The organism is Streptomyces sp. S.PNR 29, assembly GCF_030386795.1.
In the GTDB taxonomy this organism is placed as follows: Bacteria; Actinomycetota; Actinomycetes; order Streptomycetales; family Streptomycetaceae; genus Streptomyces.
Map to the genome: position 1 here is coordinate 225,316 of NZ_JANUQM010000011.1, position 14,333 is coordinate 239,648.

The 14,333-nt window shown below is 70.2% G+C and carries 13 protein-coding genes; 9 read left to right on the forward strand and 4 right to left on the reverse strand.

Translation table 11 applies throughout. The features are described from left to right. Position 1 precedes the first annotated feature (1 nt). Together NW895_RS28180 and NW895_RS28185 are read right to left on the reverse strand one after the other, a co-directional pair. Entirely contained in the window at positions 2 to 1,597 is a 1,596-nt protein-coding gene (locus tag NW895_RS28180) for a sugar ABC transporter ATP-binding protein (protein ID WP_289939013.1), read from the reverse strand. Positions 1,598 to 1,739: 142 nt separating this feature from the next. Next, the gene (locus NW895_RS28185; RefSeq protein WP_289939014.1) at positions 1,740 to 2,789 is read right to left on the reverse strand and encodes a sugar ABC transporter substrate-binding protein; all 1,050 of its coding nucleotides are present in this window, start codon (positions 2,787 to 2,789) and stop codon (positions 1,740 to 1,742) included. An 866-nt stretch (positions 2,790 to 3,655) separates the two neighbouring features. Between NW895_RS28185 and NW895_RS28190 the strand changes: the two genes are divergently transcribed. Genes NW895_RS28190 through NW895_RS28225 form a run of 8 tightly spaced genes read left to right on the forward strand, consistent with a single transcriptional unit; the run spans position 3,656 to position 10,823 of the window. Next, the gene (locus NW895_RS28190) at positions 3,656 to 4,507 is read left to right on the forward strand and encodes a fumarylacetoacetate hydrolase family protein (RefSeq protein ID WP_289939017.1); all 852 of its coding nucleotides are present in this window, start codon (positions 3,656 to 3,658) and stop codon (positions 4,505 to 4,507) included. An 11-nt stretch (positions 4,508 to 4,518) separates the two neighbouring features. Beyond that, positions 4,519 to 5,856 (forward strand): L-fuconate dehydratase, encoded by a 1,338-nt coding sequence (locus tag NW895_RS28195; protein ID WP_289939018.1) that lies wholly within the window; start codon positions 4,519 to 4,521, stop codon positions 5,854 to 5,856. Continuing rightward, positions 5,853 to 6,626 carry an SDR family oxidoreductase gene (locus NW895_RS28200; RefSeq protein WP_289939019.1) on the forward strand — a complete coding sequence of 258 codons (774 nt, stop codon included), beginning with the start codon at positions 5,853 to 5,855 and terminating at the stop codon, positions 6,624 to 6,626. Before NW895_RS28195 ends, NW895_RS28200 begins: the two co-directional genes overlap by 4 nt. Next, the gene (locus NW895_RS28205) at positions 6,623 to 7,633 is read left to right on the forward strand and encodes an aldo/keto reductase (RefSeq protein WP_289939020.1); all 1,011 of its coding nucleotides are present in this window, start codon (positions 6,623 to 6,625) and stop codon (positions 7,631 to 7,633) included. Before NW895_RS28200 ends, NW895_RS28205 begins: the two co-directional genes overlap by 4 nt. Then, the gene (locus tag NW895_RS28210) at positions 7,630 to 7,941 is read left to right on the forward strand and encodes an L-rhamnose mutarotase (RefSeq protein ID WP_289939021.1); all 312 of its coding nucleotides are present in this window, start codon (positions 7,630 to 7,632) and stop codon (positions 7,939 to 7,941) included. Before NW895_RS28205 ends, NW895_RS28210 begins: the two co-directional genes overlap by 4 nt. Positions 7,942 to 7,954: 13 nt before the next feature. Continuing rightward, the gene (locus tag NW895_RS28215; RefSeq protein WP_289939022.1) at positions 7,955 to 8,695 is read left to right on the forward strand and encodes a (Fe-S)-binding protein; all 741 of its coding nucleotides are present in this window, start codon (positions 7,955 to 7,957) and stop codon (positions 8,693 to 8,695) included. Further along, a complete protein-coding gene (locus NW895_RS28220) occupies positions 8,692 to 10,191 on the forward strand; it encodes a LutB/LldF family L-lactate oxidation iron-sulfur protein (RefSeq protein WP_289939023.1) in 1,500 nt (499 codons plus the stop codon). Before NW895_RS28215 ends, NW895_RS28220 begins: the two co-directional genes overlap by 4 nt. Continuing rightward, entirely contained in the window at positions 10,188 to 10,823 is a 636-nt protein-coding gene (locus NW895_RS28225) for an LUD domain-containing protein (RefSeq protein ID WP_289939024.1), read from the forward strand. The genes NW895_RS28220 and NW895_RS28225 overlap by 4 nt, the downstream gene beginning before the upstream one ends. Positions 10,824 to 10,965: 142 nt before the next feature. Here the strand turns inward: NW895_RS28225 and NW895_RS28230 are convergent, their stop codons facing one another. Continuing rightward, the gene (locus NW895_RS28230) at positions 10,966 to 11,988 is read right to left on the reverse strand and encodes a LacI family DNA-binding transcriptional regulator (RefSeq protein WP_289939026.1); all 1,023 of its coding nucleotides are present in this window, start codon (positions 11,986 to 11,988) and stop codon (positions 10,966 to 10,968) included. A gap of 119 nt (positions 11,989 to 12,107) precedes the next feature. Here NW895_RS28230 and NW895_RS28235 point away from each other — a divergent pair, with 119 nt between their 5' ends. Beyond that, on the forward strand, positions 12,108 to 13,025 hold the full coding sequence (locus tag NW895_RS28235) for a hypothetical protein (RefSeq protein ID WP_289939028.1): 918 nt from the start codon (positions 12,108 to 12,110) through the stop codon (positions 13,023 to 13,025). A 136-nt stretch (positions 13,026 to 13,161) separates the two neighbouring features. Here the strand turns inward: NW895_RS28235 and NW895_RS28240 are convergent, their stop codons facing one another. After that, positions 13,162 to 14,298, reverse strand: coding sequence for a cellulose binding domain-containing protein (locus NW895_RS28240; protein WP_289939029.1), 1,137 nt, complete (start codon positions 14,296 to 14,298; stop codon positions 13,162 to 13,164). Between the last annotated feature and the right edge of the window lie 35 nt (positions 14,299 to 14,333).

The window sequence follows — 14,333 nt, forward strand, 5'->3', positions numbered from 1 at the left end:
TCTACCTTCCGTGCTGGTGAGTGCCGGACGCCGCGGACGCGGCGGATGCAGTGGTGGTGTCGGCGACGCCCTCGATGGCGGCGACGACGTGCTCGTCCTTCCAGCCGCGGTCGAACTCGGCGACCACCCGTCCGTGGAACATGACCACGACGCGGTCGCAGGTTCTGAGGTCGTCCAGTTCGTCGGAGACGATCAGGGCGGCCTTGCCCTCGTCGGCGGCCCGCCGGATCCTGCCGAGCAGGAACTCCTTGGACTTGACGTCGACGCCGTTGGTGGGGCGGATGGCCACCAGGACGTGGGGGTCGGTGGCCAGGGCGCGGGCGACGACGACCTTCTGCTGGTTGCCGCCGGAGAGCGCGGAGACCGGGGTGTTGGCCGCCGGGGTCTTGATGTCGAGGTCACGGATCATGCGCCGGGCGAAGGCCCTGGTCCGGGCGGGCAGGACGGTGCCGAACGGGCCGAGCTGGTCGGTGACGGTGAGCGTCGCGTTCTCCGCCACGCTCCGGTTGTTGACCAGTCCCTGCAGATGGCGGTCCTCGGGGACGAAACCCACTCCGGCGGCCAGGGCGGACGGCACGCTGCCGGTGCGCACGACTGTGCCGCCGACGGTGATCCGGCCGGCCTTGGCGCGGTGCAGACCGGCGACGGTCTCGCCCACCTGCACATTGCCGCTGGCCGTCGCTCCGGCGAGCCCGACCACCTCGCCGGAGCGCACCTCCAGGGAGAGGTCCTCGCAGGCGCCGGGCAGGGTGAGGGCGTCGATGCGCAGCAGCTCCGTCCCGCCGGCCGGTGCGGCCGGGGACGTGCTCGCGGGGCCTGCGGCCACGGAGGCGGCGTCGCCGGTCATGGCCTCCACGAGGGAGTGGTGCCCCAGTTCGGCCACGGGTGCGGTCAGGATGTGGCGGGCGTCGCGGTAGACCGTGACGGTGGTGCAGAGGTCGTAGACCTCTTGCAGGTGGTGGGAGATGAAGAGGAAGGCGACGCCCTGCTCCTGGAGGTCCCGGAGCTTGTCGAAGAGGCGGCCGATGCCGCGGGCGTCGAGCTTCGCGGTGGGCTCGTCCAGGATGATGAAACGGGCACCGAAGGACAGCGCGCGGGCGATCTCCACGAACTGCCGCTGCTCGACGGTCAGGTCCCTGGCCCGCGCGGCGGGGTCGACGGCCACCCCGTACTCGCCGAGGAGTTCCTCCGCACGCTGTCTGAGCTGCTTCCAGCGGATGGGGCGCACCGCGCCGGGACTCTGCCGGTTCAGGAAGAGGTTCTCGGCGACGGTCAGATCACCGATGATGGTGGACCGCTGATAGACGCAGGCGACCTTCGAGCGCCAGGCGTCGATGTCGCCGAAGGCCGGCGCCGGCGCACCGGAGAAGCGCAGCGAACCGGTGTCGGGCTGCTGGAGGCCGGTGAGGATCGACACGAGCGTCGACTTGCCGGCGCCGTTGCGTCCCACCAGGGCGTGCGCTTCGCCCTCGGCGATGCTGATGCGGGCGTCGCGCAGGGCGACGGTGGCGCCGAATCGTTTGCTGATGCCGGTCGCCTCGGCGACCGGGGCCCGGGTTCCGGGGCCGCTCGCCGGGCTGGTGGCGGTGTCCGCCATGGTGGATACCGTCCTTCGGGTACGGATGGTGGGGGCCGGGGATCGGGGAGCTGGGAGCCGACCGGATCCGGGTCGGGAGGCCGCAGCCGGGGGAGGGGAAAGAGGCCCCCCGGCGTTGACGCGGTCGGTGGCTGCCGGTTAATCAGCCGACGTTGTTGCCCCACAGGGACTTGTCGTCCACGTTGTCCTTGGTCACCAGCGGGGCGGGCAGCTGGTCCTCCAGCCCGTTCGGGATCTTGACGATCGTCGAGCCGTGGTCGGTCGCACCCGGCTTGAACGTCTTGCCCTCTGCCGCGGCCTGGGCGTAGTACAGCGCGTACTTGGCGTAGAGGTCGGCGGGCTGGGAGACCGTGGCGTCGATCTGGCCCTTGCGGATGGCGTCGAACTCCTGCGGGATGCCGTCGTTGGAGACGATGCTGATGTGGCCCTTCTCGCCGGCGGGCTTGAGCAGGCCCTTCTGCTCCAGCAGCGCCAGGGTGGGCTGGAGGAACGCGCCGCCGGCCTGCATGTAGATACCGTTCAGGTCCGGGTGCTGGGCCAGCAGCGACTGCAGCTTGGCGGAGGCGACGTCACCCTTCCACTCCGTGGGAAGCTCGAAGACCTTGATCTTGGGGAACTTGGTCTTCATGCACTCGGCGAAGGCCTCCGAGCGGTCGCGGCCGTTGATGGAGTCGAGGGAGCCCTGGAACTCGGCCACCTTGCCCTTGCCGCCGAGCTGCTTGCCGAGGAACTCACAGGCCTTGGTGCCGTACGCCCGGTTGTCGGCGCGGACCACCATGTAGACCTCACCCTTGTCAGGCCTGGTGTCGACACTGACCACGGGGATCTTCTTGGACGCGAGGGTGTCGAGGGTGGAGGCGATGGCGCCGGTGTCCTGGGGCGCCATGACGACGGCCTTCGCTCCGGTGTTCTGGAAGGCCTGGACGTTGGCGACGAGCTTGGTGACGTCGTTCTGCGAGTTGCTGATCGGCAGGGCGTTGATGCCGTCCGCCTTGATGCCCTTCTTCAGGTACTGCGCGTAGGAGTTCCAGAAGTCGGAGTCGGAACGCGGCAGGTCGATACCGATGGCCGGCTTGTCACCGCCCGAGCCGACCGACTCCGAGCCGCTCCGGTTGCACGCGGTGGCGAGGGCGAGGACCGCGAGCACGGCGGTGGCGGCTGTGGCAGTGGAGCGGGTCCGAGTGGGCTTCATGGCCGTGTTGTCTCCTTTGACGGGGGCGGAGGACCGCGAGACAGCGATGAGAGGGAGGCGTACTCGCCTGCCGGAGAGGACGGGCGAGGCAGCGGGCCGGGCAGAGGGTGGCCCGGCACAGGGCAGTGCGGGACCGCGCCCGAGGGGACGGAGAGGAGGGAGAGCCTGCCCGAGAGACGCAGGTCAGGGGCTGTATCCGACCGTTCGGAAGGGCGCCAGGGGCCCCGGGCCATTCCTCCGATGTCTCTCGGACGTCGAGGACGTTACGACGGGGTTGCCGAAGTTGACAAGACTCCGCGGCCCTTGAATTGCGCGGCAGGACGAAACCATGCTGAGCGGCCCTGCATGAACGCGTCAGACTGACTGGCGCGCCAGCCTTTGACCTGTGCCGATGCCTCATCAGCTGATCGGGTCGCATGGAGCGGGTGAGCCTCACGATTCGGCAACGGCCGCTGCGTCCGCTGGGCTGCCATGTCGCCGGAACGGCGCTGCCGGGCTGCCGTGACCCACTCCGGGCAGGGTCGGCGGTACGTGGTCAGGGCTCCCATCAGCGTAGTCTCCCGCGCATGGCTCGCCAGGAGTCATCGGACGAAACGTCGGTCGTCGCCCCCGCATCAGCGTCGACCGAGGTGCCACTCCCCGTCATGTCCGGGTGAGCGCTCACGGCAGTGCAAATACATCCGAGGAATCCGTTGCCAGCGGGTGCTGTTGCGTCTACAGTCTCGATGCCGCCATTCATCCGATGACTGAGGGAGCGGGCCGCTGAGGCTCTCCACACGGTCCGGTCGGGGCGCTACCGGCGGCAATGGCCCGTACGACCGACCGTCACTCCCTCCCTGAACCCGCCTATGGCAAGGGAAACGCCAGTGAAACTGCTACGAGTCGGCGCCCCCGGCGAAGAGCGGCCCGCTGTCCGCACCGACGACGGCCGGCTGCTGGACCTGTCCTCCGTGACCTCCGACGTCGACGGCGCGTTCCTCGCCTCGGACGGCATCGACCGTGCCCGTGCCGCGGTCGCGGCAGGAGCCCTCCCCGTTGTGGACGCTGACGGCCTGCGGATCGGTCCGCCCGTCGCCCGCCCCGGAAAGATCGTCTGCGTCGGTCTCAACTACCGGGACCACGCCGCCGAGACCGGTGCCGCGATCCCGGAGCGGCCGGTCGTGTTCATGAAGGACCCGGGAACCGTGGTCGGGCCCTACGACGAGGTGCTCGTCCCTCGGGGCTCGGTGAAGACGGACTGGGAGGTCGAGCTCGCGGTCGTCATCGGCCGCCGGGCTCGCTACCTGGACGGCCCCGAGGCCGCGCACGCCGTCATCGCCGGATACGCGATCAGCCATGACGTCTCGGAGCGTGAGTTCCAGCTGGAGTACTCCCCGCAGTGGGACCTGGGCAAGTCCTGCGAGACCTTCAATCCCCTCGGGCCCTGGCTGGTCACCGCCGACGAGGTCGGCGACCCGCAGGACCTCGGGCTGCACCTGAGCGTCAACGGCGTCAAGCGGCAGAACGGGCACACCCGGGACATGATCTTCCCGGTCGACCACATCGTGGCGTACCTGAGCCAGTACATGGTCCTGGAGCCCGGCGACGTGATCAACACGGGTACGCCCGCGGGCGTGGCCCTCGGTCTGCCCGGCACGCCCTACCTCCGCCCCGGCGACACCGTCGAACTCTCCGTCGACAGGCTCGGCAGCCAACGCCAGACCTTCGGCCAAGCGTGAAAGGCACCCCCTTGACTGCCAACTCAGCCCGGATCACCGCGGTCGACACCTACGACGTCCGCTTCCCCACCTCGCGGGAGCTGGACGGGTCCGACGCGATGAACCCGGACCCCGACTACTCCGCCGCCTATGTCGTGCTGCGCACCGACGCCGGTGACGGGCTCGAAGGCCACGGTTTCACCTTCACCATCGGACGCGGCAACGATGTGCAGGTCGCCGCGATCGGAGCCCTGCGCCACCACGTCGTGGGCCGTTCCGTCGAGGAGCTGTGCGCCGACCCTGGCTCGCTGAGCCGCGACCTGATCGGTGACAGTCAGCTGCGCTGGCTCGGCCCGGAGAAGGGCGTGATGCACATGGCGATCGGCGCGGTCGTGAACGCCGTGTGGGACCTGGCCGCCAAGCGCGCCGGTCAGCCGCTGTGGCGCCTGCTCGCCCACGCCGAACCCGAGTGGCTGGTTTCCCAGGTCGACTTCCGCTACATCGCCGACGCCCTCACCCCCGAGGACGCACTCGCCCTCCTGCGCGAAGGCCGCGCGGGGCTCGAGGAGCGCGAGGCCGTGCTGGTGAACCGCGGATACCCGGGCTACACGACCTCGCCCGGCTGGCTCGGTTACTCCGACGAAAAGCTCACCCGGCTGGCCAAGCAGGCGGTCGCCGACGGGTTCACCCAGATCAAACTGAAGGTCGGCGCGGACCTGGCGGACGACGTCCGGCGTCTGCGCACCGCCCGTGCCGCCGTCGGTGACGGCATTCGCATCGCCATCGACGCCAACCAGCGGTGGAACGTGGACGAGGCGATCCAGTGGACCGACGCGCTCGCCGCCTTCGACCCGTACTGGATCGAGGAACCCACCAGCCCCGACGACATCCTCGGACACGCCGCCGTGCGTGAGGCGGTCGCGCCGGTGAAGGTGGCCACCGGTGAACACGTGCAGAACCGCGTCATCTTCAAGCAGCTCCTCCAGGCCGGCGCCCTCGACGTGCTCCAGATTGACGCCGCCCGCGTCGGCGGGGTCAACGAGAACCTGGCCATCCTGCTGCTCGCCGCGAAGTTCGGGGTGCCGGTGTGTCCGCACGCCGGCGGGGTGGGGCTGTGCGAGCTGGTGCAGCACCTGTCGATGTTCGACTACCTGGCCCTGTCCGGTACCACCGAGAACCGCGTCATCGAGTACGTCGACCACCTCCACCAGCACTTCACCGTGCCCGTGGTGATGCGGGACGGCCATTACACCGCGCCCCTCGCACCGGGTTTCTCCGCCACGATGAAGGAGGAGTCGATCGCCGAGTACCGGTACCCGGACGGGACGTTCTGGGTCGCCGACCGCGTCGGACGGGAGGAGGTGGCATGACCGGTCTCTCAGGCCTCAGGGCCCTCGTCACCGGCGGCGGGTCCGGCATCGGACTGGCCACAGCCCAGACGCTGGCGGCGCAAGGCGCGGCGGTGGCCGTGCTCGACCTGGAACCGTCCGGAGTGCCGGAGCCGCTGCACGCCCTCAAGGCCGACGTCGGCGACGACACCTCGGTCCGCCGCGCCGTGGAGGAAGCGGCCGCGCGGCTCGGCGGCCTGGACATCCTCGTCAACAACGCGGGCGTCGGCGCCGTCGGCACCGTCGAGGACAACCCCGACGAACAGTGGCACCACGTCCTCGACGTCAACGTCCTCGGCGTGGTGCGCACCACCCGCGCCGCTCTGCCGTACCTGCGGCGCGCTGCCACCGCCCGTCCGGGCACCGCGGCCATCGTCAACGTCTGCTCGATCGCGGCCACGGCCGGGCTCCCGCAGCGCGCCCTGTACTCCGCCAGCAAGGGCGCCGTGCTGTCCCTCACCCTGGCCATGGCCGCCGACCACGTCCGCGAGGGCATCCGCGTCAACTGCGTCAACCCGGGCACCGCCGACACCCCCTGGGTGGCCCGGCTTCTGGGCGCCGCCGACGACCCCGAGGCGGAACGTGCCGCCCTGAACGCACGCCAGCCGATGGGCCGCCTGGTCACCGCGGACGAAATCGCGGCGGCCGTGGTCTATCTGGCGTCCCCGGCCGCAGCCTCCGTGACCGGTACCGCCCTCGCCGTCGACGGCGGCATGCAGGGGCTCAGGCTCCGCCCGGCGGCCGGCTCATGAGGACAACGCCCCTGGGCGGCACCGGTGTCCGCGTCACCGAGCTGTCGTTCGGGGCCGCGGGCATCGGCAACCTCTACCGCCCGGTCACCGCCGAGGCGGCCTTCGCCGCCGTGGACGCCGCCTGGGACGCGGGCATCCGCACCTTCGACACCGCGCCCCACTACGGGCTCGGCCTGTCCGAGCGCCGCCTTGGCACCGCGCTGTGCGACCGCCCCCGGGACACGTACACCGTGTCCACGAAGGTCGGACGGCTGCTGGAGCCGAATCCGCGCGGCGGCGCGGGCGACGACCTCGCGCACGGCTTCGCCGTCTCCGACACCCATCGGCGTGTCTGGGACTTCAGCGCCGACGGCGTACTGCGCTCCCTCGAATCCAGCCTGGACCGACTCGGTCTGGACCGCGTCGACATCGCACTCCTGCACGACCCCGACGACCACGCCGAGCAGGCCCTGACCGAGGCGTATCCGGCGCTGGAGCGGCTGCGTGCCGAAGGTGTCGTCAAGGCGATCGGCATCGGAACCAACCAATGCGCGCTGCCCGCCCGCTTCCTGCGGGAGACCGACATCGACGTGGTCCTGCTCGCCGGCCGCTACACCCTGCTGGAACAGGAGGGGCTCGCCGAGGTACTGCCCGAGGCCGCCGCCCGCGGAAGGAGCGTGATCATCGGCGGGGTGTTCAACTCCGGGCTGCTGACCGACCCGAGGCCCGGTGCGACGTACGACTACGCACCCGCCCCGCGGTCCGTCCTGGACCGTGCCCTGCGGCTCAAGGCGATCGCCGCACGCCACGGTGTGCCGCTGCGCGCGGCCGCCCTGCACTTCCCGTTCGGCCACCGGGCGGTCGCGAGCGTCCTGAGCGGAGCCCGCTCCGCCGAGGAAGTGCGCGACACCGTGGACCAGCTGCGGCACCCCGTCCCCGCCGCCCTGTGGGACGAACTGCACGCCGAGGGACTGCTGGCCCCGGACACGCCGGTCCCCGCCGCCACCCCGTCGAAGGAGGCGCCATGAGAGTCGCCCTGCACACCAAGGTCCGCGCCGACCGCATCGCGGAGTACGAGGCGGCGCACCGCGAGGTCCCCGAGGAACTGACCGCGGCCATCCGCGCCGCGGGGGTCACCGAGTGGACGATCTGGCGCAGCGGTACCGAGCTGTTCCATCTCCTGGAGGTGGAGGACTACCCGGCGATGATCGCCGCACTCGAGAAGCTGCCCGTCAACATCGCCTGGCAGGCGAGGATGGCCGAACTGCTGGACGTCGTCCACGACTACTCTGCCGACGGAGCCGACGCCTCACTGCCCGTGGTGTGGCAGCTGTGACCAGGAACCACCCATGCGCATAGCCCTCTTCATCACCTGCTTCAACGACACGATGTTCCCCGACACCGGCCGGGCGGTCACTCGACTCCTGGAACGCCTGGGCCACACCGTGGAGTTCCCACAAGGCCAGACGTGCTGCGGCCAGATGCACTTCAACACCGGCTACCGCCCCGAGACCCTGCCGATGGTGCGACGCTTCGCGGAGGTCTTCGCTGGCTACGACGCCGTCGTCGCCCCCTCCGGCTCCTGCGCCGGCATGGTCCGCGACCACCACCGGGCGGTCGCCGCCCAGTACGGGGACAACGCCCTCACCGAGGCGGTCGAGGAGGTGGCGCCGACGGTGTACGAACTGTCGGAACTCCTCGTCGACGTCCTCGGCGTCACCGACGTCGGCGCCTACTTCCCCCACCGCGTCACCTACCACCCGACCTGCCACTCCCTGCGCATGCTGCGCGTCGGCGACCGGCCGCTCAGGCTGCTGCGTGCGGTGAAGGGCATCGACCTCGTCGAACTGCCCGCCGCCGACACCTGCTGCGGCTTCGGCGGCACCTTCGCCCTGAAGAACCACGAGGTCTCCAACGCCATGCTCGCCGACAAGATGCACCATGTCCAAAGCACCGGCGCCGAGTTCCTGTGCGCCGGCGACAACTCCTGCCTCACGCACATCGGCGGCGGACTGTCCCGACTCCGCACGGGTATCGGAACCCGGCACCTGGCCGAGATCCTGGCCGCCACGGAAGGAGACACGCGGTGAGCGGCGCCGACAACGTCGTGTGGCTGGGCACCCCGGCCTTCCCCGAGGCCGCCCGAGGCGCGCTCGCCGACACCCGACTGCGCGCGAACCTGCGCCGGGCCACCGGCACCATCCGCGACAAACGGCTGAAGGCCGCCGCCGAACTCCACGACTGGGAGGAACTGCGCGAGCGGGCGGCTGCGGTCAAACGCCGCACCCTGCGCCACCTCGACCACCATCTCCTGCGGCTGGAGAAGGCGGTGACCGCCGCGGGCGGTACGGTCCACTGGGCCGCGGACGCCGCCGACGCCAACCGCATCGTCACCTACCTGGTGAAGGCCACCGGCGAGAGCGAGGTCGTGAAGGTCAAGTCGATGGCCACTCAGGAGATCGGCCTCAACGAGGCGCTCTCCGACGCGGGCATCCGCGCCTACGAGACCGATCTCGCCGAACTCATCGTGCAGTTGGGCGGTGACCGCCCCTCCCACATCCTCGTGCCGGCCATCCACCGGGGCCGTTCCGAGATCCGGGAGATCTTCCTGCGGGAGATGGGGGAGTGGGGCAGACCGGCCCCCGAGGGGCTCGGTGACGATCCCCGCGAGCTCGCCGAAGCCGCCCGGCTGCATCTGCGCGAGAAGTTCCTGCGGTGCAAGGTCGCCGTCTCCGGAGCCAACTTCGCCGCCGCCGACACCGGCACGGTCGCGGTCGTGGAGTCGGAGGGCAACGGGCGGATGTGCCTGACCCTGCCGGACACCCTCATCACGGTCATGGGCATCGAGAAGGTCCTGCCCTCCTTCGCCGACCTGGACGTGTTCCTCCGACTGCTGCCGCGCTCCTCGACCGGCGAGCGCATGAACCCGTACACCTCGCTGTGGACAGGGGTCACCGAAGGCGACGGCCCCACGAACTTCCACCTCGTGCTGCTCGACAACGGCCGCACCGCCACCCTGGCCGACGAGGTGGGCCGCCAGGCCCTCGCCTGCATCCGCTGCTCGGCCTGCCTGAATGTCTGCCCGGTGTACGAGCGCACCGGCGGGCACGCCTACGGCTCCGTCTACCCCGGCCCGATCGGCGCCGTCCTGACCCCGCAGCTCGTCGGTGTAGAGCACGCGGCCTCCCTGCCCTTCGCCTCCACGCTGTGCGGCGCCTGCTACGACGCCTGCCCCGTGAAGATCAACATCCCGGAGGTGCTGGTGCACCTGCGCGCCGAGACCGTGGAGGCCAAACGCCGAGGTCGGTTCCTGCCCACCGTCGAGGCGCTCGCCATGAAGGCCGCCGGATCGGTTCTGTCCTCCCCGACGCGGTTGGCGGCGGCTCAGTGGCTGGCCGCGCTCGCCGCCCGTCTCGTGGCCCGCGACGGCCGGATCGGTGCCATGCCGGGCCCGTTGGCCCGCTGGACGGGCACCCGGGACACCCCGGCGCCCCCACGGGAGTCACTGCGCGCATGGTGGCGCAGGACGAAAGCCGTGAACGAAACAGAAGGTCATATGTCGGTGAAAGAGGAGGCGCGCCGGTGACCGGCCGTGACACCGTTGTGCGGGCGGTGAGGAGAGCACTGACCGACGTGCCCCGCACCGAGAGCCCCGATGACGCACCATCTTCGCCCGGCCACCGGACCGACCAAGCGGTGCCGGACATCGTCGGGCTCTTCGGCGAACGCACAGCCGAGTACCGTGCCACGGTGGTCCGTGTTCCGGTGGCCCGGGCCGCCGTAGCGGTCCGGGACGCGCTGGTGCGCACCGGAGCACGTTCGCTGGTCGTCCCACCGGGCCTCCCCGCCGACCTGATCCCGCAGGGGCCCTGGTCCCGGCTGGAGGACTCCCCGCCGCTGACGCCGGGGCAGCTCGACGCGGCGGACGCGGTGCTCACCACCGCTGCGACCGCCATCGCCGTGACCGGGACCGTGATACTCGACCATGGCCCCGGCCAGGGGCGCCGGGCCCTGACCCTCCTTCCTGACCAGCACATCTGCTTGGTCCGCGAGGACCAGATCGTCTTCGATGTGCCCGATGCTCTTGGCCGCATCGATCCGTACCGGCCCCTGACGCTCGTGTCCGGTCCCTCCGCGACCAGTGACATCGAGCTGGACCGCGTCGAGGGCGTGCACGGCCCGCGCACGCTGGACATCATCGTCATCGGGGAGACGTAGTGGCCGGGTCGGGGTGGCAGAGGCGTCTGGCCGATGACGCACCCCCAAGCGGTGGACCGCCCAGCACGGCACCGGGATGGGGAGCGCTCCCGAAGGCCGTGGCGGATGCCGGCTCGGGACACCCGGCGGGCGCCGACACGTGTCAGGTCGATGCACGGACCTGCAACTCCGTACGGAGGATGACGTGGCGGTAGGCCACCGACGGCTCGTCCATGTCCTCCAGGAGCAGCCTGATCATGGCCCGGCCCATCTCCTCCAGCGGCTGACGCACGGTGGTCAGAGGCGGATCGGTGCGCTGAGCGAGCGGAAAGTCGTCGAAACCGATCACGGCGACATCCTCGGGCACGCGCCGTCCCGCTGCGCGCAGAGCTTGCAGAGCCCCCGCCGCCGTGGTGTCCGACGCGGCGAGGACACCGTCGATCTCCGGGTGCCGTCCGAGCAGTTCCGTCATGGCGCGGCGCCCGCTGTCCTCCGAGAAGTCGCTTTCGGCGACCATGGACTCCTCATACCTCAAGCTGGCAAGCGTCAGAGCATCCCGGTAGCCGCGCAGCCGGCACTGGGCGACGTACATGTCCAACGGCCCCGTGATGGTGGCGATCGTTCCGCGGCCCCGTGCCAGCAGGTGGGAGACGGCACTGCGGGCACCTCCCACGTTGTCCGCGTCCACGTAACTGACGTACTCGTCGCCCGAGCGGCGCCCGAGCATCACGGTCGGCAGCCGCGCCTCGGCGAGCATGTCCGGGAGCCGGTCCCCCGCATGCACGGACAACAGCAGTACCCCGTCGACCCGACCGCCGCGCGCATACTCCAGGAACCGCTTGCGCTCGGTGTCCGAGCGGACCAGGGTCAGCAGCAGTTGCATGCCGGTGTCCGTCAGCGCGTCCCCGAGCGCGCGGACGATCTCCGAGAAGAACGGCTCGGCGAACACGCGCCAGTCGGGCTCCGTCAGGACGAGAGCGACGGCATCGGTTCGCTGCCCGGCCAGGGAACGTGCCGCGAGATTGGGAACATACCCCAGCTCCTCGATGGCTCGCTGCACGGCTTCGCGCGTCGACTCCTTCACACCGGCCGCGTTGTTGATGACGCGAGAGACCGTGCCACGCCCCACCCCGGCGCGAGCGGCCACCTCTTCCAACGTTGGCGTACCGGGGCGTCGCCTGCCCATGACCACCTCCCCCACGAGATCATCCGATCTTACGGGGCGAAGGAACGGGGCACACGGCTTCCCGGCGTGACCCGTGCTCTGTCGGCCAGGTGACGACGTCTGGTTCGCCTCATTCATGAGTGAATGCGCTGTGCACATCGCCGGCTTCGTGCCGCGCACAGGGGGAGAGCGCCGAAACGGCAGGAACCGTCGTCTGGGATGATGGTGGCATGGGTGAGGATCTCCTGCGGCTCCCCGATCCTCCGGCTCGTGAGCCTGACTTCGAGGACGATTTCGCCGTTCCGCAGCTCAGGAAGGATCGCTGGGTCGATCACTATCTGCCTCATTGGACGTCACCCGAGCGGTCCCGGGCACGCTACGACATCGAGGGTTCGGGGCTGCGGCTGCGTATCGACGCCGACCAGCCGGACTGGCGAGAGGAGGACGCTCCCCTTCGCGTGTCCAACGTGCAGACCGGGGTGTTCTCCGGCCCGCTGGGCTCGCACCGGGGAACACACCGACACCGTTCCGACGGACTCGTCGTCCGCACGGAGACCCCAGAGCGGCTGCTGTGGGCACCCACGGCCGGACGTGTCGAGGTGACGGTGAGCGCGAGCGTGGACGAGGGATGCATGCTCGCGGCGTGGCTCGTGGGCACGGAGCATCAGTCGGAGGGGGAGAGCGGTGAGATCTGTATCTTCGAGATCGACGCCGACGCCGACGCCGTCGGCGAGGGGCGGAGTCACGCCAGGTGCGGGGTGAAAGCGCATTCGGACCGGCGGTTGACCACCGACATGACGGAAGTCGTCCTTCCCCTGGACGCCTCGAAACCCCACACCTGGACGGCTGTGTGGGGGCCGTCGGGCACGATCATCGGCTGCGAGGGCGTCATGGTGAAGCGGACGCGTCAGTCTCCCACCTACCCGCTTTTCTTGATGATCGACCTGTTTGAGATCGGCCCACGCTCGGACGCCGAGACCTCCTACCCGAAGATTGCTCATGTCCACCGTGTGCGTGGGTGGGATGCACTCGACCAGCCGGAGACGGGCGCCTCGTGAGAGAGACGGGACCCGCCCCTCAGGCACGAGCCTGGCGGGCGGGTTCCGGGTGGGCGGATGCGACTCGGGTCCGGTGTGCGCTCGGCAGTGGGCCGGCCGACCGGCGGCTCGGGTCAGGTGAGTCATCCCGAATACGTCACGCGGTGGTGCAGGGAGTGCCGTTCAGGCTGAAGGCGGCCGGCTTGGCGAAGCTGCCGCTGTAAGAGGCCTGGAAGCCGAAGGAGACCTGGCCGCCGGGCGCAAGAGAGGCGTTGTGCGCCAGGTTGCCGGCCGTGACCGCTCCCGACGACGGAGAGATCCCCGCGTTCCACGCGCCGGTGATCGTCTGCCCCGCGGGCAGGGTGAACGCGAGCTTCCAGCCGTTGACCGGCGAGGAACCCGTATTGGTCAGGGTGACATCGGCGGTGTAGCCGCCCTGCCACACGTTGGTGCTGTAGGCCACCTTGCATGCCGCGGGTCCGCTGGGAGTGCCGGGGCCGGGTGTGCCGCCGCCGAGGTTGACGGTTGAGGAGAAGGAGTTCACCGCCAGTCCCGCGCCGTTCCGCCAAGGCTCGAAACCCGCCTGAACGCTCGTCAGGTACCAGTCGTTCTGCGCGAGTCCGCGGGAGACGGCCTGCCGGACGAAGTCCATCGCGTCGAAGCTCCAGCTGTCGATCGCCGACGGCGCGACGAAGGAGAGCACGTCGTTGGAGCCGTTGCTGCCCGACCACACCTGCCAGGTGCGTCCGGCCACGCTCGCCGTACCGACCTGGGAGCCGATGGGCTGGATCGGGCCCACCTTGTTGAGCCAGATCATGATCTCGGTCCGGTTCACGCCGTCGGTGCGGGGCGTCGGGTCCAGCCAGATGTCGTACGAGGCGTTGTACGCGGCATCGCCGCCCACGTAGCTGTAGGAGATGCTCGTGGGTGCGTCGGCGATGGAGCTCAGCCGTGCGGGGAGCTTCGTGCCGGGGGAGCAGTTGGTGTAGTGGCAGCCGTTGTACACGGACGGGTAGGACTTCGGGGCGCCGTTCGTCGGGACCGAACCGTCGGCCTGGGTAACCCTGAAGCCCGAGTCCGTGACGGCGATGCACTGGGGCTGACTGGTCCCCCAGCGGTTGTTCTGCACGACGTAACGGCCCTGGATGGTGGTGGAGCCGAACGGCTCGCAGATCGTTGTGTCGGCGTGCGACGTCGACGCGCTTGTGAGAAGCGCTGCCAGCGCGACGAGTGAGGTGAGCAGCGCACCGGACAGGGCGCGCATCCTGCGGGCTTGGTGACGTGATGGTTGCATGCGGCTCCTCCGCAATGGATGTGGGGGGTGAGGAG